This is a genomic window from Advenella sp. S44 (assembly GCF_002810445.1).
GTDB lineage: Bacteria > Pseudomonadota > Gammaproteobacteria > Burkholderiales > Burkholderiaceae_B > Advenella.
Window position 1 is genome coordinate 1053100 of sequence record NZ_NEXS01000003.1, and the last position, 20121, is coordinate 1073220.

The 20121-nt window shown below is 53.8% G+C and carries 16 protein-coding genes; 10 read left to right on the forward strand and 6 right to left on the reverse strand.

The window, feature by feature from the left end; all coding sequences use genetic code 11:
• Positions 1-15: 15 nt before the first annotated feature.
• Positions 16-1002, forward strand: coding sequence for a tripartite tricarboxylate transporter substrate binding protein (locus tag CAP48_RS08905; RefSeq protein WP_100695659.1), 987 nt, complete (start codon positions 16-18; stop codon positions 1000-1002).
• Between the two features lie 23 nt (positions 1003-1025).
• Positions 1026-1811 carry an HpcH/HpaI aldolase/citrate lyase family protein gene (locus CAP48_RS08910; RefSeq protein ID WP_100695661.1) on the forward strand — a complete coding sequence of 262 codons (786 nt, stop codon included), beginning with the start codon at positions 1026-1028 and terminating at the stop codon, positions 1809-1811.
• Positions 1812-1856: 45 nt separating this feature from the next.
• On the opposite strand, the gene CAP48_RS08915 is transcribed toward CAP48_RS08910, so the two are convergent.
• Positions 1857-2327: a MarR family winged helix-turn-helix transcriptional regulator gene (locus tag CAP48_RS08915; RefSeq protein WP_369806333.1), complete on the reverse strand. Its 471-nt coding sequence runs from the start codon at positions 2325-2327 to the stop codon at positions 1857-1859.
• Positions 2328-2389: 62 nt separating this feature from the next.
• Between CAP48_RS08915 and CAP48_RS08920 the strand changes: the two genes are divergently transcribed.
• The 3 genes from CAP48_RS08920 (at position 2390) to CAP48_RS08930 (ending at position 6448) form a co-directional block, all read left to right on the forward strand.
• Positions 2390-3883: an FAD-dependent oxidoreductase gene (locus CAP48_RS08920; protein WP_100695665.1), complete on the forward strand. Its 1494-nt coding sequence runs from the start codon at positions 2390-2392 to the stop codon at positions 3881-3883.
• A gap of 188 nt (positions 3884-4071) precedes the next feature.
• Positions 4072-5061 (forward strand): tripartite tricarboxylate transporter substrate binding protein, encoded by a 990-nt coding sequence (locus tag CAP48_RS08925; protein ID WP_100695667.1) that lies wholly within the window; start codon positions 4072-4074, stop codon positions 5059-5061.
• A 139-nt stretch (positions 5062-5200) separates the two neighbouring features.
• Positions 5201-6448, forward strand: coding sequence for a serine hydrolase (locus CAP48_RS08930; protein WP_100695669.1), 1248 nt, complete (start codon positions 5201-5203; stop codon positions 6446-6448).
• Between the two features lie 81 nt (positions 6449-6529).
• Here the strand turns inward: CAP48_RS08930 and CAP48_RS08935 are convergent, their stop codons facing one another.
• A complete protein-coding gene (locus CAP48_RS08935) occupies positions 6530-6778 on the reverse strand; it encodes a hypothetical protein (protein WP_192871303.1) in 249 nt (82 codons plus the stop codon).
• Positions 6775-7941: an acyl-CoA dehydrogenase family protein gene (locus tag CAP48_RS08940; RefSeq protein ID WP_100695673.1), complete on the reverse strand. Its 1167-nt coding sequence runs from the start codon at positions 7939-7941 to the stop codon at positions 6775-6777. The genes CAP48_RS08935 and CAP48_RS08940 overlap by 4 nt, the downstream gene beginning before the upstream one ends.
• 106 nt (positions 7942-8047) lie before the next feature.
• Between CAP48_RS08940 and CAP48_RS08945 the strand changes: the two genes are divergently transcribed.
• Positions 8048-8962 (forward strand): LysR family transcriptional regulator, encoded by a 915-nt coding sequence (locus CAP48_RS08945; protein ID WP_100695675.1) that lies wholly within the window; start codon positions 8048-8050, stop codon positions 8960-8962.
• A gap of 17 nt (positions 8963-8979) precedes the next feature.
• Here CAP48_RS08945 and CAP48_RS08950 read toward each other — a convergent pair whose 3' ends face one another.
• Entirely contained in the window at positions 8980-10533 is a 1554-nt protein-coding gene (locus CAP48_RS08950) for a long-chain fatty acid--CoA ligase (protein ID WP_100695677.1), read from the reverse strand.
• A 240-nt stretch (positions 10534-10773) separates the two neighbouring features.
• On the opposite strand from CAP48_RS08950, the gene CAP48_RS08955 reads away from it, so the two are divergent.
• Positions 10774-11754 (forward strand): tripartite tricarboxylate transporter substrate binding protein, encoded by a 981-nt coding sequence (locus CAP48_RS08955; protein ID WP_100695679.1) that lies wholly within the window; start codon positions 10774-10776, stop codon positions 11752-11754.
• Between the two features lie 493 nt (positions 11755-12247).
• Positions 12248-14449, forward strand: coding sequence for an OsmC domain/YcaO domain-containing protein (locus CAP48_RS08960; RefSeq protein WP_100695681.1), 2202 nt, complete (start codon positions 12248-12250; stop codon positions 14447-14449).
• Between the two features lie 172 nt (positions 14450-14621).
• Here the strand turns inward: CAP48_RS08960 and CAP48_RS08965 are convergent, their stop codons facing one another.
• Positions 14622-15530, reverse strand: coding sequence for a LysR family transcriptional regulator (locus tag CAP48_RS08965; RefSeq protein WP_100695683.1), 909 nt, complete (start codon positions 15528-15530; stop codon positions 14622-14624).
• Between the two features lie 102 nt (positions 15531-15632).
• On the opposite strand from CAP48_RS08965, the gene CAP48_RS08970 reads away from it, so the two are divergent.
• A complete protein-coding gene (locus CAP48_RS08970) occupies positions 15633-16979 on the forward strand; it encodes an aspartate aminotransferase family protein (RefSeq protein ID WP_100695685.1) in 1347 nt (448 codons plus the stop codon).
• A 156-nt stretch (positions 16980-17135) separates the two neighbouring features.
• Here CAP48_RS08970 and CAP48_RS08975 read toward each other — a convergent pair whose 3' ends face one another.
• Positions 17136-17951 carry an IclR family transcriptional regulator gene (locus CAP48_RS08975; RefSeq protein WP_100695687.1) on the reverse strand — a complete coding sequence of 272 codons (816 nt, stop codon included), beginning with the start codon at positions 17949-17951 and terminating at the stop codon, positions 17136-17138.
• A gap of 106 nt (positions 17952-18057) precedes the next feature.
• Between CAP48_RS08975 and CAP48_RS08980 the strand changes: the two genes are divergently transcribed.
• On the forward strand, positions 18058-20106 hold the full coding sequence (locus CAP48_RS08980; protein WP_100695689.1) for a metallophosphoesterase: 2049 nt from the start codon (positions 18058-18060) through the stop codon (positions 20104-20106).
• Positions 20107-20121: the final 15 nt, after the last annotated feature.

Below are 20121 nucleotides of genomic sequence, written 5' to 3' on the forward strand. Positions count from 1 at the left end.
ATTGGAAATTTTAATATGAACAAACGAAGCCTGATTTCAAGTGTTTTCTGTGCTGTGGCGTTAATGGCCATCGGTCCCATCGCAGGAGCACAAAGCCCTGCAAACTGGCCAGAAAAGCCTGTGAGATACATTGTTCCATTTTCGCCAGGCGGCGTTTCCGATGGCGTGGCAAGATTGCTGGCCGAGCAACTGTCCAAACAGTTGGGACAGAGCATTATTATCGAGAACAAGCCTGGCGTCTCTGGTATTCTGGGTACGCAAACCGTTGCACGTTCAACACCGGACGGTTACACGATCATGGGCGGAACAATTACCACTCACGCAGTTAACCCTTTTTTCGTGAAGTCATTAAGTTACGATCCGGTCAAGGATTTTACGCCAGTCTCATTGGTGGGGATGGTCAGTAACGCGCTGGTCGTGCGCGCCGATAGCCCGTTTAACTCGGTGCAAGACGTCATTGAAGCGGCGCGCGCCAAACCGGGCGCGCTCAACTACGGTACGGCCGGACCGGGCACCTCGCAACACCTTTCAGGCGAACTATTCCAGTCCATCACAAAAACCACTTTCCAGCAGATTTCCTACAAGGGCGGATCGCAGGCGATGATGGATTTGATTGGCGGCCAGATCGATCTGATTTTCGAAACCGTGGCGGCGGCCCGGCCAATGATCGACGCCAAGCGCGTCAAGGTACTGGGCGTGACATCAGCACACGAACTGGATGATCTGCCTGGGGTAAAACCGTTGGCCGAGCTCGGGGTGCCAGATTTCGAAATGCAATCGTGGCAAGGCGTTTTTGCCCCTGCCGGCACACCGCAAGCGATCGTTGATAAACTGGCCAGTGAAGTTGCAATCGCCGTCAAAACGCCTGAATTGAGCGCAAAGCTGCGGCAATTGGGTGTAGAGCCCGATGGCCGGGGTAGCAGCGAATTTGCGGCTTTCCAGAAAGCGGAAGTGGAAAAGTGGCGCAAGGTTGTCCAAGATGCCGGCATAAAAGCGAATTGACCAACTAGAACAAGGAAGCAGGCATGACAGAATCTCATTACCCCCTGGACGGTCGATTGCCGGCGCTGTTATGTGGACAGCAACGGGTGCGCGGTCTATTTAACGGACTGCCCAGTCCTGCCATCGTTGAGATGTGCGGTTATGCAGGGTTTGATTTCATTATCATCGACAACGAACACGGCAGTGCCGACCTGGGGGTTACCGAGAACATGCTGCGAGCTGCGCGCGCCAGTGGCATTATTCCCGTTGTCCGGTGTTTTGTCCACGACCTGCCACGCGTACTGGACATGGGGGCCAGTGCGGTGCAGGTTCCCATGGTGGAATCGGCCCAGCAGGCGCGCGAACTGGTCGCCAAAGTGTTTTATCCGCCCAAAGGTACACGGGGCAGTGCGTTCAGTACACGAGCGGCAGGATATGGGGCATTCAGCGGTGCTGGCCATACCCAGCGCAGTAACGAGGGCATCAGTCTGATCGTGATGATAGAAACGCCACAAGCGATTGATCAGGCGTATGAGATTGCCCATGTTGATGGGGTCGACGCTGTGTTCATTGGCCCGAATGACCTGGCACATGCCATGGGACATGGCAGCGACTGGAATGCGCCACCCGTACAAGAGGCCATACGCAAAGGGCTGGCAGCCATTGCTGAAGCCGGCAAGTGTCCGGGCATCATCGCACTAACCCCTGAAGATGAAGATAAATATGCAGCACTTGGCGCAAGGTATTTCGCCAATGTGAGCACTGCCTTGATAACCCGCGCATTCAAACAGGCGGCCACCCGGGGAGAGGACGCTGACTTGCGTTATTGATCCACCGTCAAATCGCCCGGGGCTAGCCGGCTGCACAACACGAACTCATGTTCCAATCGGCGGCCCTGCGTCCAGGGCGTCGGCAAATTTGCGCATTGATTTGACGAAAGCATCCAGCTCTTGCTGACTCCAGTCCTTGAAAATCGCCTCGGCCATGCGCTCACGCGCCGCGTCGATCCGGTCTGTCATGGCCTTTCCTTCAGCAGAAATGACCGCCTCGCGCACCCGCCGATCCAGCGAATTTGCCTGACGCTTGACAAGCCCCAGGCTTTCGAGGCGGGCGACCTGGCGACTGATTGTGGTGTAGTCCCGCCCAGAGCGATCAGCCAAATCCACCACGCCGATTGGTCCCAGCCGTTCGATCATCACCAGGGCAGAGAACAATGCCCGATCCAGTCGAATCCCTGCATCCTCGATCATCTTCTCGTCGTTCCGTGGGCGGTTCAGCGCACTAAGAATGCTGATCAACGAACTATGCAGCGACTTCATTTGCTTCGATATATGTGTATCTTGCATATTTTTTCCAAATGACATAATATAACTCCTATTGAGTGCATAATACACATATTGGAGCAATCATGGCAAGTCAATTGACGACAGATGTAATCATTTGCGGGGCGGGTGCCGCAGGGCTGACGCTGGCCATCGAGCTGGCGCGGCGTGGCGTTTCTTTCCAACTGGTTGAAAAACTGGCCACGCCATTTCCCGGTTCGCGGGGCAAGGGTATTCAGCCGCGAACACAAGAAGTGTTTGAAGATCTGGGCATCCTTGACAAAGTGGTGGCTCGGGGTGGCATTTATCCACGCCAGCGCGCTTATCGTGAGGACGGCAGCTATGTTGAATCGGATTTGGCGCAACCGGCGGATGCGTCGCCGGCCGAGCCATATCAACGGCCGGTTATGCTCCCGCAGTTCCTGACCGAGCAGATCATGCGCGAACGCTTGAACGAGCTGGGTTGCCAGGTGCAATTCGGTTGCGAACTGCTGGGCTTTGAACAGGACGCCGACGGCATCACTGCAATCCTTTCAGTAGCTAGCGGCAGGCAGGCGGTTCGCGCTCGCTACCTCGTGGGCGCCGATGGCGGACGCAGCTTTGTCAGGAAAACACTTGGCGTGGATTTTCCGGGAAAGACGCTGAACGTGCGCGCTATCGTAGCCGATGTTACGCTGACCGGCCTGGAGGGCGATGCATGGCATCTGTTTAATGACGCGGACATGCAACGCATGGTGGCCATTTGTCCGCTGGCCGGTACGGATCTGTTCCAGATTCAGGCGCCGATTTCTCCGGACCAGCCGACAGACCTGTCGGAAAAAGGGCTGACCCAGTGGCTTGCGCACCGAACGGGTCGCGACACTATCGTCGTGCATGCCGTGTCGTGGGCCTCTGACTACCAGATGAGCGCGCGGCTGGCGCAACGCTATCGGGTAGACCGGGTTTTTCTGGTCGGCGATGCGGCGCATGTACATCCGCCCACCGGCGGACAGGGGCTTAACACGAGCGTGCAAGATGCCTACAACCTGGGCTGGAAGCTGGCCGCAGTGCTGCGTGGCGCGCATGACAGCCTTCTGGACAGTTACGAGACTGAACGTCGTCCGGTGGCCCAGGCCGTGCTTGGTCTGTCTACCAGGCTGCTGGGTGATCAGAAACAAGGCGGCGTGCGCCGCGGACGCGAAACGCGGCAACTGGATCTCGGTTACACCGACTCGCCGCTGGCAACCGAGTTGCCGCGGCGAAAAAGCGGCATCCGGGCGGGTGCTAGAGCGCCGGATGCGGTGATTTGCGGCGCAGCAGGCCAGCCATCAAGACTGTTCCAGCTGTTCAAAGGCGTGCATTGGACGCTGCTGGCTCATGCCGGACGACCCGAGACGCCGGTGTCACGGCCAGGGCTGCAGGTGCACTATATCGGAGCGAAGGGCGACATCATTGACGTCAGGGGACACATCCGGGACGCGTATGGCTTGGAGCCAGGAGAGTGTGCGCTTATTCGCCCGGATGGATATGTGGGCGCGATTGTTGATGCAGATGGGGCTGCGGGACTTGGCGATTATCTGGATCGCGTGGGGCTGGGGTAATGTGCAGCGCCCAGGGCATGAAGGTGATTTTTGTTATGTATGCCATGACTCAATAACGATTGGTTATCGAAATTAAGTATTTCATTATTGGATAAAATGGCTAGCGTCGATTAAATTGTCTGCCATAGTGCGGCAACGAAGACTCGAGTGCCGCGATTCGTTGTTTCAACAATCCGTGGGGTCTGCACATGCTCTTTTCACTCGATCGTCGACGTATGTTGCTGGGCGTGGCTGCCACGCTATGTCTGCCCGGCGTACGGGCTTTAGCGCAGGCGTCTGGTTGGCCTGGTCGAAACATTCGTTTCGTTACGCAATCTGCCCCTGGCGACGCTGTGGATGTGCGGTTGCGCGAATTGCTGCTTGATCTGGGACCACTGTTGAACGGCCAGACGCTTATCCCCGACAATAAGCCCGGCGCCGGTGGCGTGTTGGCCCACCAATCTGTGCTCAATGCCCCCGCCGACGGCTACAGTGTCTTGCTGGCCAATGCAACGATGACCATTCTTCCCGCATTCAATCGTAAGCTTTCTTACAATCCTCTTGAAGAATTTACACCGGTGGCAGTACAGGGGCTCTCGCCCATTGGTTTGGCGATTCCAGCCTCTCGCCCTGAGAAAACGTTGGATGATTGGCTGCAGTGGGCTCGCCAGCAAGGCGATCAGCTCAATTACGGTTCTGTCGGAAATGGCTCAGTGTCCCATCTGTATGGTTTCCAGTTGGCAGACGACATGGGTTTTCGTGCTACGCATATTCCGTTCAAGGGAGGAACGCCGGGACTGCTCGCCATGCTCGCGGGCGATGTGCACTACGGTATGTATGACACTTTCTCGCTGCGCCCGTTGCTCAATAAGGGTGGCCTGCGTGTACTTGCCGTTACCGGTGAAAAACGCAGCAGGTTCCTCCCTAATGTACCGACATTCAAGGAGCTAGGTCACGCCGGTTATGACCGAATGGGCTGGACGGGTTACTTTCTCAAGAAGGAGACTCCCGTCGAAATCGTCGCCAGATTGGCGCAATCTATCAACCAAGTTAACGCTAAACCACAGTGGAGTACTAAGCGTGAACAATTATGGTCTGAATGGCATGATATGACTCCTGAGCAATTGGCTACCCGAGTACAGACGGATGCGCAGGCCTGGGCCTCGATTGTACAAAAAACGGGTGTATATGCCGACTGATATTGAGAACGTATCGATCACAACGAGCACCTTGGGCCTCCCTGCCGTTCTCACGGGGGGATCGTGACCGCTGGTATTATCAATTGGACCCGCGTTGCCGCTGCTTGACTAACGCCTTACTGGAATTAGACCCGTTACTATGAACTTTCCTTCCGCGACTTCCTCCTGTGCTGTGATGCAGGGATTTCCACCACCGCCTGAAAACCGCATCACTTCAGAGAACTGGCATGAGCCAGCCTTTCTGCGTTGGAGTTTGATGAATCGGTCGGTGCAGGTGCCCAGTGTATCGATCTGGCGCGGCGATGGCCCTGCCAGTGCCTTGCCAGAGGTACCGCTGGATCTGGACACATTGCCGGTACCAGCATTGGACGGGGCCCCGGCGCCGCTGCGTTCTGTGCTCAATAGATTGGAGGTAGACGCTTTCCTTGTCATGCATCGTGGCTGCATCGTTTACGAACGCTACTTCCATGGTATGCAGCCTCATACGTTGCATGGTACCGCCTCGATCAGTAAGTCGTTCATGGCGGTGCTCATCGGTATCCTGCAAGGGCAGGGCATACTTGACCTGGAGCGCGAGGCACAGCACTATGTGCCCGAAATGCGCGGTTGCGCCATGGGCGATGCTACGTTGCAGCAGTTGTTGGATATGCAGGCGGGGATTGAGCGACCGGCAATGACAGGTCGGGATGGCAAGATAGGCCAGCAGGACGGCGGGGTTTACGAGATCTTGGGTCTATTGCCGAGCCGGCCCGATGCGCCTGCCGACTTTTACGATTTTGTATTGCGCAAGCTACGTTCGGGCCCGCATGGTCACCGGTTCTATTACGACAACGGCACCGTGGAGGCATTGGCCTGGGTTGTGCGCCGGGCCACCGAGCGCACAATTGCCGAGCTGTACTCGGAGTTACTGTTCAAGCCATTAGGCGCGCAGCGCGACGCTTATATCACGGTGGACAGACTGGGCGCGGAATTTACCTCTGGCGGCCTGGCCACGACGTTGCGTGACATGGCGCGTTTTGGCGAAATGTTACGCAATGACGGTTATTGGAATGGGCGTCAAATTGTCCCCGAAGCGTTCGTTGCTGCTACTCGGCGCGGTGGCGATCGTGCGATGTTTGCCGCTTCAGCCCGCCACGCCGTGATGCCTACCGGCTCTTATCGAAACTGTTTCTTTCATATGCATGACGACATGGAGGGCTTTGCAGCCTCAGGCCGCTATGGTCAGCGGATTTATGTGTCGCCGCGTGCGCAATTGGTCATCGCGCAGTTCAGTTCGGCAGGCGGCGCGCCACCGCCGCATCCATTCGATGGTCCGACCGCAAACCTGCAGCATGCCCTGGCAACATTTTTCGCTCGCGAGCTGGGGGCATGGCCCGGTAACGAGTGAGAGCGCGTTCTGCATGTGTGCACGGGCGGGCAGTTTCATCGAATGCTGAACCCTTTTTGTTGGCCTATCGGTAAGTTCTCATTAGCCGCTTTGGCCAAAGCGTTGTTGTTGTTGTTGTTGTTGTTGTTGTTGTTGTTGTTGTTGTTGTTGTTGTTGTTGTTGTTGTTGTTGTTGTTGTTGTTGTTGTTGTTGTTGTTGTTGCGATGATAGGTGCCGATCCGGATTGGCCCGGCCCCGTGCAATCTTAAAATCTCGGGCAAACGAGTGGCTCAGCATCTTACCTCTCCCGTTATGAAGGATTGCTAAGTGCTGAAAACCTTTTGGCATCATGACAGGATAGCCTTCGCGATGGTATTTCTTTGAATTTCACTCGTTCCCGTTACGATGCGATAGAGGCGCAGACGCCGGAAGATGAACTCGACAGGATGATTGCGTGTCACCCCTACGTTGCCATGGATTTGCATTGCTTTGTCGGCAATATCAAAGCATTTCTCGGATACAAATAATTTGCACATCGCGGCTTCCTTGCGGATGTCCTGGCCCGCGTCAGCTTTGCGTGCTGCAGCAAGAATCATGCTATCGCAAGCGTAAAGCCCTGTAGCCATATCGGCCAGCATATGCTGAATGGCCTGAAAGCGGCTGATGGGCCCGCCAAATTGTTGTCTGTGCTGTGCATAGTGCAATGCCATTTGATAGGCTTGTCGAGCCAGGCCTGTCATAGTCGGGCAATGTAGAAGACGATTGGTACTGATGCGACCTATCGCGGTCTTGAAACCTTTTCCTTCCTCTCCCAACAGATTGCTGCGTGGAACTCGCACGTTGTCAAAGTGAATGTCGGCATCGACATGTTGTCCGGTCATCGGAAGATAGTCATAGGTCAGACGGACTCCGGGACGATCCAATTCAATAAGAACGGCCGATATTCCGTCAACCCCTTTATCCGGGTCAGTGACACACATGGTAATGGCGTAATCTGCGAAGGCAGACGCACTGATATAATGCTTGCAACCAGTGATAACGTAATCGTCGCCGTCAACAATGGCGCGGGTCTGTATACTTGCTGCATCGGATCCCGACTGGGGCTCGGTCATGGCAAAGCAGGTTCCCATTTCACCGCGCACTACAGGTTCGATGAAGCGTGTTATCTGATCTGGTGTCGCATATTTGACAAGGTTACCGATGCGCGCCGGCCCCCCCCAGTCTCCCAGTACGTGGGGAAATAAGATCGCACCGGATGCCGCAACGTCATCCTTCAGGATACATAAATCATGAATACTTATTCCCTTGCCGCCCAACGCACGTGGTACCTGCAGACCGTAGAATCCCAACTGATGTGATCTTTGCCAGATTTTTCGTATTTCCGGCTTGGAGAATCGATCCTCATACCCGAAACCCTGTGCTTGTTCATAAGGTATCAGTTCGTCAAATAGATAGGCGCGAAGTCGTGCGCGCAAGTCTTGTAATTCAGATGAAATAAACGTGCAGTTTTCCATAGTGTTGTGTCCTCAGGACTTTTTGGTATCGGGAGGACCATATTGGCATGATCCGTCATATACTTGAATAATGGTTAAATAAGTTTCAATAACAAACGGGAATGATGTGAGAATCGAAGACTTGAATTATTTTCTTGCCGTGGCCGAATCGAAACACGTGGGACGGGCCGCAGAAGCACTGGGGCAGACGCAACCTGCGCTTACCAAAGGTATACAGCGACTGGAAAAGGAACTCAGCCTGCAATTGTTTGAGCGGACACCGAAAGGCATGGTGCTCACGGCCGTGGGGCAAGCATTTTTCGATCGAGCGCAGACGGTCAGACTAAGTATGGATCACGCGATAAGAGAGGCGCGCGATCTTCATTTGGGCACCATTGGCACTTTGCGGGTGGGTGTGCCGCCCAATTATGCGGATTACTTTTCGGCTGTCTGCGAATTGCTGTTGAAGCAACGACCTGCAGCACGCGTGCAGGTGACATTGGGTATGAATGATCAGTTGTTCTCCGCGTTGCGCGTTGGTGATATTGATATGTGTATCAGCGGTCAGCACAATGCGGCAAACAGCGAATTTGACCAGTTGCCGCTCTTTACCGATAACCTGCTCATTGTGGCGCGAGAAGGGCATCCGCTTTTTTATCGTAACCGCCTCACATTCCCTGACCTGGCACAAGCCTCATGGATTTTGCCTCGTGAACGTATTGTGGCGCGCCAGTGGGTCCAGGCGCGATTTGCCGAACATGGACTTCCTGCTCCGAATGTTGTCGTTGAATCCAACTCATCGAGTATTGCGCTAATTCGAATGGTGCGCAATTCAGACCTGCTGACTATCGCTACCGAGTCTGCGCTGATTCATCCAGAGCACTGCAACCTTAGACCGATTCCCTTGAAGGAAGCACGGTGGTCGCGGGTGGTTGGTGTTACCACCCGTCACGATGCCTATCTGTCTCCACTAGTTAAGCGTTTTATCGAGTTGTTGCAATCGCATAAACCGGAAGATTTTAGGGCAGATATCCATGCCTGAATTACAAAATTGGGGATTTAACCGACCTGGCGTTCCAAACCTGCCCAGTAAGGATCCTTGAGTAGCTTTCTGGCAATTTTGCCGTTAGAGTTTTTAGGAAGTTCGGACAGCAACTCTATTGAGCGTGGTTTTTTGAAATCTGCAAGCAGCAATCTGCAATGCTCAGCAAGTGTCTCTGCGGTTACATTGAAACCCGGTTTCAATACGACGGCCGCTTTTACTGCCTCTCCCCAGATATCATCGGGAACACCAAAAACACATGCTTCATAAATAGCAGGGTGCTGGTATAGAACCTGTTCCACTTCAGTCGGGTAGACATTGAAACCACCAGAGATAATCATGTCTTTTTTACGGTCGACAATATACAAATAACCTTCGCTGTCCATGCGCGCCAGATCTCCGGTATAACACCATCCGTTGCGAAGAGACTGTGCCGTCAGCTCGGGTTCTCGCCAGAAACCAGCGAATACATCCGGCCCTCTGACGACAATTTCTCCAATTTCTCCGGTAGCTACTGGATTGCCTTCATTGTCCAGTAGTTGTAGTTCGGTTTCACCAAAAACGCGCCCACATGACAACAGTAGATGTTCCTCCCCATGCATGGCCCGGGCATGATCATCGGTGCTTAGCATCGCCATGCCGCCCGTCGTTTCACCTGCACCATAGCCCTGACTCAGGACAGGCCCCAGTGCTCTCCAGGCATCTTTGATCCTTGCCGGGGCCATAGGCGCAGCTCCGTAGGAGATCTGACATAAGGAACTCAAATCGTATTGATCCATTGCCGGATGTGCAATTAGCATATTGATCATGGTCGGAACCATGAACGTGAAGTTGATCTTGTGTTCCTGTATCGATGACAGGAAATGATCTGGCTCAAAACGGTCGTGCAGCACAATGGTGCCACCCTGAAATAAAAAGGGCTGTATGAACATACCACTCGCGTGCGTAATAGGGCCGGCCAGCCCGAGTACGTCGCCGGGTTTTGCCCGCATACGCCCTATGATGACTTTGCGTAGCGATGCCATGCGGTTGCCGACTGTTTGCATTGCCGCTTTCAGCTTTCCCGTTGATCCAGATGTAAAATGCAATACTGCCAAGTCATCGGGCTGCATCTGAATATTAGGATTCTGATCCGATCCCTCAGCAACTAGAGTTTCATATTGGCTGGTGGCACCATAGTCTGCTGCTAGGAATACTAAGTGCTCCACATTTGGCATATCGGACATGACTGGTGTGGCAATTGGCCGATGGGCTTCGTCTAAAAATAGAATCCGGGCCTGCGCATTGCTTACTGCATCGGCCAGTTCCGTTGCGGACAGACGCGCATTCAGGGCGACCTTAACAAGACCCGCCTTGTAGAGAGCACACTCCAGCTCGATAATCTCCGGACGGTTCCAGGCTTGTATAGCAACCCGGTCACCTTTTCGCAGTCCTAAGCTGATGAGCGCATTAGCCAATCGACTGGATCGACTGTCGAGCTGCTTAAAAGTCACCACGCTGTTTTTGAAAATAATAGCTGGATTCTCGCCCCAGTAGCGAGCATTGCGGCTAACGAAACTTCCTTGATTCATCACAGATCACCTCATCGAAATAAGCTCAATGTTGATCGAACAAGGGCAGTATTGGTATAACGAAAATAGGTATTTCGATAACAAAACGTCATGTAGGTGGGGAGCAATTGCGTTTGCCGTATTGATCATGCCTTATTGTTATGACGTTTGGCATCAACGGAATCGAAAGCCTCGCGACACTCCGTTATAAATAGCACTGTCAATAGCGCAAAATAGTGCAATTATTATTTGGAGACATGAATGACGATTTATTCGTATGCCCAGCGCCTGATCTTGGCGATAAGTGCCGGACTCTTGCTTTCAACGGCTTCGTATGCTGACAACACGCAATTTCCTGAACGTCCTGTTCAAATGGTGGTGCCGTTCAGTGCGGGTGGTCAATTCGATCTTGTTGCGCGGCTCGTGGCGTCATCTATGAGCAAATCGCTAGGGACGGAAATCATTATTGAGAATCTTGGCGGTGCAGGAGGCAATATTGGTGGGGCTAAAGTGGCGAAGGCAAAGCCGGATGGGTACACGCTGCTAGAATATGGTGGCAACTTCGCTGTCGCGAAGTATCTGACAAAAGGGTTGCGTTATGATCCGATCGGTGACTTTGAGCCGATCGCTGCGCTCAGCCTGGCCTCGCATGTCGTACTCGTCAACAAAGACTTGCCCGTTAGCAATTTTAAGGAACTGGTAGCGTATTCAAAGGCAAATCCAGGTAAATTGAATTACGCAACGCCGGGCGTGGGCACTTCCATGCACTTGACGTTCGAGGAAATCAAATCGCATTTTGGTATCAGGGCAACACATATTCCATACCGGGGCGGCAGCAATGCGCTGAACGATTTGGCAGGCGGACAAGTACAAATAACCATCGTAGCGGTCGCACCGGCCATGCCATTCATTGAATCGGGACAGATCCGGGCGTTGGCTGTGACCGGTTCCGAGCGAGCACGATCTCTGCCAGATGTGCCGACCATTGCTGAGATGGGGTACAAGGACTTCAGTAGTGGCAGTTGGGCGGGATTGGTGGCTCCAAAGGGTACCCCAGAGGCAGTTATCAACCGATTGCATCAGGCGGCGCAAGAGGCGTTGAAAGATCCGCGAGTAAAAGATCGGCTCGAGTCACTGTCCTTTACAGCACTGGCCGGATCAAGAGAGAGCTTCACAAACCTCATCAAAACAGAAGAAGAACGATATGGACCTCTGATTGAGAGACTCAAGTTACAGCAATAGTCCGTGTCAACATAGTTTCTCCAGACATGGTCTTGGCCTCGGGATCGATCGTTGCGTCATCATGTGCCAGGTAAGTGATTAATATCAAAGCGCAAATGACTGATATTGTCTAGGTTCCATTACTCACAGCCAGGGCCAAAAAAACAGAAAAATACCAATTGAGTGAATTGGCGAGGACTTTGCATGATAGGCCCTTATAATGTTCAGCTGATTGGCGACTAATAAAAATACAGTGGCAGATAGCCATTTCAGACGAAGCATGACGGCTGCCTGAACTCACTCGTTTTATTCAGGCCATGCCACGGCGAAAATCTGTCGCTTTCCACACCGCATTGGCACCTGTTCGACCCTCAAGAAAAGCTACACCCCAGTCTTTCTGTTTTGATACCCCGGTACCCCATTTACCGGTGCTCGCCGCTCATTCCTGTCATTCCACTCTGTACACCCAGAAATCCGGACAGGCACTTTTTCAGCTCTATTTTTAACATTCGCTATGGAAATTAAAGTCAACTTTCTCGACAAGCTGCGCCTTGAAGCCAAATTCGATGATTTCACGGTTGTGGCCGATCAGCCGATTCGTTATAAGGGCGACGGCTCGGCACCTGGCCCCTTCGATTATTTCCTGGCCTCATCAGCCTTGTGCGCTGCCTACTTTGTGAAGCTGTACTGCGTCACCCGCAATATTCCAACTGAAAATATCCGTCTGTCGCAGAATAATATTGTGGATCCGGAAAACCGCTACAAGCAGATTTTCAAAATTCAAGTTGAATTGCCTTCGGATATCGCCGAATCCGATCGTCGGGGCATCCTGCGCGCCATTGAACGTTGTACGGTGAAAAAAGTCGTGCAGGTCGGTCCGCAATTTGTGATTGAAGAGGTAGAGAATCTCGATGCGGATGCCCAGTCGTTGCTGACATTGAAGCCAGCTGCCGGCGCCAGTACCTATACTCAAGGCAAAGACCTGCCGCTGGAACAAACCATTGCCAATATGTCCGGCGTTTTGGCAAATCTAGGCATCAAAATTGAAATCGCCTCATGGCGAAATATCGTCCCAAATGTGTGGTCGCTGCATATTCGTGATGCGCACTCACCGATGTGTTTTACCAATGGCAAGGGAGCAACTAAAGAAAGCGCGCTGGCTTCTGCGTTGGGCGAGTATATCGAGCGCCTCAGTTGCAACCACTTCTATGCCGGTTCTTATTGGGGCGAAGACATCGCCAACGCGCCGTTTGTGCATTATCCGGATGAGCGCTGGTTTCAGCCTGGTTCTGCCGATGCGCTGCCCGCTGATATTCTGGATACATACAGCCGGCTCATTTATAACCCGGATGGCGAACTGCGTGGCTCGCATCTGTATGATACCAATTCCGGTAATAGGTCGCGCGGTATCTGTTCGCTGCCGTTTGTTCGGCAGTCAGATGGGAAAGTGGTGTATTTCCCGTCAAATCTGATCGAAAACCTGTACGTTAGCAATGGGATGAGTGCCGGCAATACGCTGGTAGAAGCGCAGGTACAATGTCTGTCCGAAATTTTCGAGCGGGCGGTAAAGCGCGAGATTCTGGAAAGGGAGATCGCGTTGCCAGATGTGCCGCAAGACGTGCTGGCGAAATATCCGGGAATTTTGGCCGGGATTGGCGCCTTGGAAGATCAGGGTTTTCCGGTGCTGATCAAGGACGCGTCGCTGGGCGGAATTTACCCGGTAATGTGCGTGACCTTGATGAACCCGCGCACAGGAGGCGTCTTTGCCTCGTTTGGCGCACATCCAAGGATGCAAGTGGCGCTGGAGCGCAGCCTCACGGAATTGCTGCAGGGGCGCAGTATTGAAGGTTTGAATGATTTGCCGGAACCGACTTTTGTCAGTGAAGTCGTGACCGAACCCAATAACTTTGTCGAGCACTTTATTGATTCCAGCGGTGTGGTATCGTGGCGCTTTTTCAGCGCCAAGGCCGATTTTGAGTTTGTCGAATGGGATTTTTCCGGCCAGGGTGAAAACGCTAATGCCCAGGAAGCGGCCACTTTGTTTGGCATCTTCGAAGACCTGGGCAAAGAGGTGTACGTGGCGGTGTATGACCAGCTGGGCGCCATTGCCTGTCGGATTCTGGTTCCCGGCTATTCGGAGGTCTATCCGATCGATGATGTGATGTGGGATAACACAAGCAAAGCGCTATTGTTTCGCACCGATATTTTGAACCTGCATCGCCTGGACAACGCCGCGCTGGCAGCGCTGCTTGAACGCTTGGAGAACAACGATCTGGATGAATATGCCGATATTGCTACGTTGATCGGTATTGAGTTTGATGAGAATACGGACTGGGGACAGCTCACTGTCCTGGAGTTGAAGCTGCTTATTAACCTGGCCTTACAGCAGTTTGAGGCGGCGCAAGAGCTGACTGGCGCGTTTCTGCAGTACAACGACAACACGGTCGAGCGCGGATTGTTTTATCAGGCCGTGAATGTGGTGCTGGAAGTGCTGCTTGATGACGAACTGGAACTGGACGACTACGAAGTCAACTTTCGCAAGATGTTCGGCAACACCCGCATGGACGCCGTCATGGGGGCGGTGGACGGCAGCGTGCGCTTCTTCGGCCTAACGCCAACCAGTACGAAACTGGAGGGGCTGGATCGGCATCACCGGCTGATCGATAGCTATAAGAAATTGCATAACGCGCGGGGGCAGGCTGCGGTTGTTGGTTAGGGGAGGGGGCAGGCCGGGTGCTGCTCAGCCGCTTTTGACCGGAGAATGCGTGATTGGTGGCTGCACAACCCGGTAGGATTGGCTATGTACATATTGCCTCGGGGTTCCGGGGCAATTCGGTGCAGGCGACGTGCAAGTTGACTTGTTACGACAGGTTCATGGGTGCGACGTCTTATGCGACACAGTCCAGCGCAGCAAGAAAACGTTCAACAATCAGATTTTGCCTTCTTCCGGTGCGCATTGCGATCGCAATCGGGACGGTAAAGTGCATGCGGTCTGGTGCAATGGCAGTCATCTGTCCTTTCTCTACCCAGGTGGCGGCGTAATGGTCGGGAAGAAAGCCGATATATTGGTCGGTTAATATCAGAAAAGCAATGGCTTCCCTGTCTGTTGCCGTCGCCGCGCAATTCATGCGATGGTGCAGTTCAACGGCTTCGGCATTCAGGCGATAGCTGGGTGCGACTGCCGGCACATCACGCAAATCAGCATCGCAGACGGCACCGGCATTCTTGCCTAAAGGGTGCATACTGCTGCGGTACAGTAAAGAGTGCTCTTCATACAAAGTGTGATAATCCAATCCCGTCAAGGTATTGATCAGGGGTAATGCGCCAATATGAAGACGGCCGTCCAGCAGGCCTCGTTCAATCTCGCCGGGCGTACTCATGCTGATATTGATCCGTATATCGTTGCTTTGCTGGCGCAGTGTCTTCAGGGCAGAGGTAATGCGCATCTGCGGCTGCGTGACCAGATTATTCATAAGTCCGATATTGATTTCACCGCGAAGACTGTGATGCAGTTGATTGACCTCCCTGCGAAAATCTTCGATTGAGGCCAGTACGGTATCGCTTGCCCGCAGCACCTCTCTTCCCTGGTCGGTCAGAGAAAATCCGGCACGGCCTCGTTGGCATAGCCGCATGCCAAGACGCTTTTCAAGGTCGCTCATATGCAGGCTGATTGCGGAACGGGTGATGCCCAGTGCGCTTTCGGCCGCAGTAAAGCTGCCCATTTTTGCAACGGTTCTGAATACCCGCAGCAACCGGAGATCGAAGTCCGTCACCTGGGCAAGAGGTTGGCTTTTCATTGCGTGAGTATTTCCGTATTTATTGATAAATAAAGTTGTATTTTACTAAACCAATTGAGTTCCTATAATCAAAGACACCAACTATTTGAAATAGGACGCGCCATGAACTATCCGGATCTGCAGCCCACCACAATGACAGATGCATTGAATTTAAGATCGCACTGGCTCCCTTTTAGTGCAAACCGCAATTTTCATAAGGACCCACGGATTATCGTGGGCGCCGAAGGCAACTGGCTGGTCGACGCCAGGGGCAGGCGAATCTACGACAGTTTGTCGGGCCTGTGGACTTGCGGCGCGGGCCACACCCGGCAGGAAATTCAGCAGGCCGTATCCCGCCAGCTCGGAACGCTGGATTACTCTCCCGGGTTTCAATACGCGCATCCTTTGTCGTTTCAATTGGCGGAAAAAATGATCGGGCTCACCCCCGAAGGGCTGGATCATGTATTTTTCACCAATTCCGGTTCCGAAGCGGCCGACACGGCGGTCAAAATGGCACGCGGCTACTGGCGTGTGAAAGGCCAGGCGAACAAGACCAAGCTGATAGGTCGAGCCCGTGGCTATCACGGCGTCAATATCGGCGGCACCAGCCTTGGAGGCATTGGGGCAAACCGCAAGGCGTTTGGATCATTTATGGACGTGGATCATCTTGCGCATACCTTGCAGCCTGGCCTTGCCTTTGGTCGGGGTGAACCCGAAACCGGCGGGATTGCACTTGCCGACGAACTGCTTAAGCTGATCGAGTTGCACGATGCATCGAATATTGCCGCTGTTATCGTCGAGCCGGTGGCCGGTTCTGCCGGCGTGCTCGTTCCGCCAAAAGGGTATCTGCAACGTCTGCGTGAAATCTGCAACCAGTTCGGCATCTTGTTGATATTCGATGAAGTCATCACCGGCTTCGGACGGTTGGGGGCAGCCACCGGCGCCGAGTATTTCGGCGTCACCCCCGACCTGATGAATGTCGCTAAGCAGCTTACCAACGGCGCCATTCCAATGGGTGCGGTCATCGCTTCTTCTGAAATTTATAATACGTTCATGCAACAGGATTTACCCGAGCATGTGACCGAGTTCGGTCACGGGTACACCTATTCTGCCCATCCGGTTGGCTGTGCGGCTGGACTGGCGGCCCTGGATATTCTGCAGCGGGATCATTTGATTGAGAAGGTGCAGGTGTTGGCGCCGTATTTCGAGCAGGCGTTGCATAGTCTGCGAGAGGCATCGCATGTGGTCGATATCCGCAATTGCGGCCTGGCCGGGGCCATTCAGCTGGCGCCCCGAGACGGGGATGGTGCGATCCGGCCGTTCGAAGCCGGCCTCAAGCTGTGGGAGAAAGGCTTTTATGTCCGATTCGGGGGCGATACCTTGCAATTTGGCCCGCCGTTTACCACGACGCGTGAAGAGCTGGATTCGCTTTTTAACGCGGTGGGCGAAACGCTCAACGCGCTATCCTGAATCGCCCGGGATCTGCCCCTGCCACGGCAGATCCTGGTTACCGACGGCCAAAACGGCCTGGGGCAAATAAGAAAGGCAGGGCTGCGGGGATGGTCCAACATTTGCCTGGATCAAACGGGACGGCGGCAGATGGATGCCGGCATGAACGAGGCGTCTTCACTCCCCCAGCATCGCCTCAATGCCTTGGACCAGCGCGAGCAGGCGCGGCCCGAGATCGTCGTACAGGTCTTGCGATGTCGTGCCATGGCTGGGCACGGTCAAATTGAAAGCCAGCGACATGCCGTTGATGGGTGTGCCAAGTGGAACGGCCACTGCCGCAAGCGACGATCGCCATGCACCGGCCACAGAGCAAAAGCCGTGTTTTTCGATGTCTTCGAATGCCTGTGTCACGCCTTCCCTGTGCTGCGCCCATTCCTGCGGCAAGTGGCGTTCAAGTTGCCTCAATACCGATGCTCTTTCCGCTTGCGGCAAGCCGTAAAGAATCGCGCGCCCCATCGCGGTACGCAACAAAGGGCGGGTAGAACCGATGCCAGGACGCGTTTCGTTGGATTCCCGACTATGGATGGTTTCAACGTATACCGCTTGCAGGCGGTCCCGGGTGCCCACTGACACCGGACCCTTGGCGTATTCCGCCAGCTTGAGCATTTCATGTGCGCCTACCTGTCGGAGCATCAATTGCGAAAGCAAAGGATAGCCCAGAGAGAGCACAGCAGGGCCAAGCGCATATTTGCTCGTATGCGGATCGCGGCGCAAATAACCTAATCCGACCAGGGTAAAGGTCAGGCGCGAGACGGTGGGACGAGCCATGCCAAGCCTGTCCGCAAAATCTTTATTTCCCAGGCTGTTTGTCGTTGCCGAAAAGCATCCCAATATCGACAGACCATTGGCCAGTGTCGACGCGTACTGGGGGTGGTTGAGCAGATCTGCAGGATCAAGTATTTCGGAGCTTGCTTTTGTTTTGGATGGACGCATACGCAAAAAATTGCCGGCGCAGCCTTGACAGCTAACGCCAATAAGTTAATAATCAATTCAAATAATTATATCATAATTCCATTTATTTGAATTAAAGGATTTGGTCATGGATTTTGAATTGCGTCCCAAGGGTAAGAAATGCTTTTCTTTTGTAGTAGTGGCCGATACACATATCAATCAGGATGAGCACACCTCCAGTTCACCCTATGCAACCAACGCATTGGCAAATGCGCGCGCTCGCCAGGTGTTTCTGGAAATCGCCGCCATGCCGGAACAGCCGCAATTTGTGATTCATCTTGGCGACATCGTCAATCCCGTTCCCTCTTTGCCGACTTTTGATCAGGCGGTAATGCATTTCAAAGAAATTATCAAACCGGTCAAAGTGCCGGTGCACGTGCTGCCGGGCAACCATGATGTGGGAGACAAGCGCATCGAATGGATGCCGGCCGAACAGGTATGCGATTCTTTCCTGGAAAAATACCGCGCATCATTTGGAGATGATTTCTTTTCTTTCGAGCAAGAGGGCTTACGGTTTATCCTGGTTAATTCCTTGCTCATCAATTCTGGCCTTGAAGATGAGAAACGTCAGCAGCAATGGCTGGAACGGCAGTTGGAGGTCGCTGAGGCCAAAGCACAACGGGTCTTCATGTTCATGCATTACCCGCCCTACATCTATTCGACCCAAGAGAAGGGCAACTACGACAACCTGGACGAGCCGGGCAGAGGCTGGCTGCTTGGCTTGATGGCCCGGCCCCAGGTCGAGGCCGTATTTGCCGGTCATGTTCACAATTTTTGGTACGACAGGGTAGGCACGTCGGAGTTTTATATGCTGCCTTCTACTGCATTTCTGCGTCACGATTTTTCCGAGTTCTTCCGTTGTGCGCCTGAAGCAGGCGACGAATTCGGCCGCGGTGACCTTCAGAAATTCGGCTATGCCATCGTTGACGTCTACGAGACTGGCCACGTGTGTTACTCGGTGCGCAGTAACGGTCGTAGCGCCGAACCAGGTCAGCCATGCTCCGACCAACCCATGTCTTACCGGGCTCATCCGAAAGTGTCCGGCCTTGCATCTATCGGCGTTGAACTGCGGCATCCATGGGCAGAGAGCGTGCAGATTACCTCCACAGGAGGGGTGCAGGAGTTCGGACGTAAATGGGCGCGTAACGACTACCCGTTGCAGGCGTTATGGGAGATGGGGGCGCGTCTGGCAAAAGTGCCCGATATTGACCTCATCGAAGACGAATCCCGGGAGCGGATGCAGAAACTGGCTGCAGTAGGTCACCACTTTGTTGTGACCTGTGTAGGTATGCCAAAAAAGAAAGCGCTGTCAGACGTCAATTTAAAAAATGTAGGTGTCAGCGCACTTGAAGTGAATCTCACGGCGCAGCGTTTTGAGCAAGCGGCAGAAAATCTGGCTGCTATTCGCCGTGAGCACGGCGTGAAGATTTATTACGCCAAGCTTCTGACCGCCGATCCCTCGCAATATGATGGCACGCATTTTTCCCATGTGGTGCGCGCCGGCTTTGAACTTGATGAGCTTGATGGATACATTGAGGTCATCACCCAGGCAGTCAAAGATGGCGTGATCGACGGCATTACCGTACGCGTCGATTCAACGCAGTGTTTACAGGCGGCTTGCCGCCGTATGCAGGCCTTTCATGATCGCACCGGCGCGCAAATACTGGCGTCGTTAAAGCTTTCGGGGCCAGGCATCGCGACCGAGCGGGCAGATGACGCAGCCAATGTTGCCAGTGTCGCGCATGCGATGGTGTTTGCCGCCACCACGCGCGGGATTCAGTTCGTCTATGACACTTTTATGGATGTCGATCGAGGATATTTCCCGCGTCATGCCTTTATCGACCGCCGATACAACCCGCGTCCCATGGCACGCGCTTTTACAACATTGATGACAATTCTGGGTGGCAGGCAGGCAGTTCGTGTGGCGAAGGGCAGCGACGAGAAATGGGCGTTGAGATTCTCGGTAGGGAGCGACCAGTACGGGTTGACAGCTGCTCAGGCGGGGGCGGCGACGCATCTTCATGTATTAGATGCGAGCACTGAAGACACGACCAGCATGATTGATCTGGCGACGGGCATGCCTGTTTCTTCCCAGGGTTTGCTGCATACCGAAACGACGCAGGTAACCGGGTCATGAGGCGATTTTGATTTG

What these genes read in the sequence shown, in the direction of transcription:
- CAP48_RS08905 (WP_100695659.1), top strand. Translation starts at nt 16, where the DNA reads ATGAACAAACGAAGCCTGATTTCAAGTGTTTTCTGTGCTGTGGCGTTA.
- CAP48_RS08910 (WP_100695661.1), top strand. Translation starts at nt 1,026, where the DNA reads ATGACAGAATCTCATTACCCCCTGGACGGTCGATTGCCGGCGCTGTTA.
- CAP48_RS08915 (WP_369806333.1), bottom strand. Translation starts at nt 2,327, where the DNA reads ATGCAAGATACACATATATCGAAGCAAATGAAGTCGCTGCATAGTTCG.
- CAP48_RS08920 (WP_100695665.1), top strand. Translation starts at nt 2,390, where the DNA reads ATGGCAAGTCAATTGACGACAGATGTAATCATTTGCGGGGCGGGTGCC.
- CAP48_RS08925 (WP_100695667.1), top strand. Translation starts at nt 4,072, where the DNA reads ATGCTCTTTTCACTCGATCGTCGACGTATGTTGCTGGGCGTGGCTGCC.
- CAP48_RS08930 (WP_100695669.1), top strand. Translation starts at nt 5,201, where the DNA reads ATGAACTTTCCTTCCGCGACTTCCTCCTGTGCTGTGATGCAGGGATTT.
- CAP48_RS08935 (WP_192871303.1), bottom strand. Translation starts at nt 6,778, where the DNA reads ATGATGCCAAAAGGTTTTCAGCACTTAGCAATCCTTCATAACGGGAGA.
- CAP48_RS08940 (WP_100695673.1), bottom strand. Translation starts at nt 7,941, where the DNA reads ATGGAAAACTGCACGTTTATTTCATCTGAATTACAAGACTTGCGCGCA.
- CAP48_RS08950 (WP_100695677.1), bottom strand. Translation starts at nt 10,533, where the DNA reads ATGAATCAAGGAAGTTTCGTTAGCCGCAATGCTCGCTACTGGGGCGAG.
- CAP48_RS08955 (WP_100695679.1), top strand. Translation starts at nt 10,774, where the DNA reads ATGACGATTTATTCGTATGCCCAGCGCCTGATCTTGGCGATAAGTGCC.
- CAP48_RS08960 (WP_100695681.1), top strand. Translation starts at nt 12,248, where the DNA reads ATGGAAATTAAAGTCAACTTTCTCGACAAGCTGCGCCTTGAAGCCAAA.
- CAP48_RS08965 (WP_100695683.1), bottom strand. Translation starts at nt 15,530, where the DNA reads ATGAAAAGCCAACCTCTTGCCCAGGTGACGGACTTCGATCTCCGGTTG.
- CAP48_RS08970 (WP_100695685.1), top strand. Translation starts at nt 15,633, where the DNA reads ATGAACTATCCGGATCTGCAGCCCACCACAATGACAGATGCATTGAAT.
- CAP48_RS08975 (WP_100695687.1), bottom strand. Translation starts at nt 17,951, where the DNA reads ATGCGTCCATCCAAAACAAAAGCAAGCTCCGAAATACTTGATCCTGCA.
- CAP48_RS08980 (WP_100695689.1), top strand. Translation starts at nt 18,058, where the DNA reads ATGGATTTTGAATTGCGTCCCAAGGGTAAGAAATGCTTTTCTTTTGTA.